Raw genomic sequence first — 570 nt, forward strand, 5'->3', positions numbered from 1 at the left:
GGGGGTGGAAGCTCAAGCGTCGCATGACTGGCAAAATCACCTCGCTTCTCGTCCCACTTTGTCAGCGTGAGAGGTAACATCTCATCCCAAATTCCTCGTACCTCTAGCCACGGCACAGAATTGGCTGCAAAGGCTTTCTCTTTCCCATTAGCACACACACAAGCCCCACCAACCAGATACAAGCGCGGGCGCCAGAGATGTCCAAAGCTAGGCAGCCTCAACCGCTCTGTTGCCTCTTCAAGACGGGCAACCACGTCGGCAACACCTCCTTGATCTCCATTTTTGGAATCTACTTGCAGTGGATCACTGGTACGAACCCAGAGAAGCTCGTAGCCGTCCCACTGTCCATCCGGCGGACCAAGCGGCACCCATTCCTCAAAGAGTATGTTCGCCATATCCTCACGGAGCTGGTTGGCGGGCAACAGGACATAGTACTCCTCACCGAGCTGCCACTGCCGTGTAGCACGCCCGTCGTTAGCTCTGAAAACGAGGCCGCGATTTTCCGAGGGTTTCGGCAGGCGCAGTGGGTAGTGCTTCTCTCCGACGATTAGCGAAGCATTATCCACCCAG

The 570-nt window shown here is 56.0% G+C and carries 1 protein-coding gene; it reads right to left on the bottom strand.

Annotated features, from left to right (window positions below; translation table 11 throughout):
* The coding region (locus HW443_RS12715; protein ID WP_176238389.1) for a hypothetical protein at nt 1-395 on the bottom strand (395 nt) is incomplete at its 3' end.
* Nucleotides 396-570 lie beyond the last annotated feature (175 nt).

It is taken from the genome of Candidatus Hakubella thermalkaliphila (genome assembly GCF_013281975.1).
In the GTDB taxonomy this organism is placed as follows: Bacteria; Actinomycetota; Humimicrobiia; order Hakubellales; family Hakubellaceae; genus Hakubella; species Hakubella thermalkaliphila.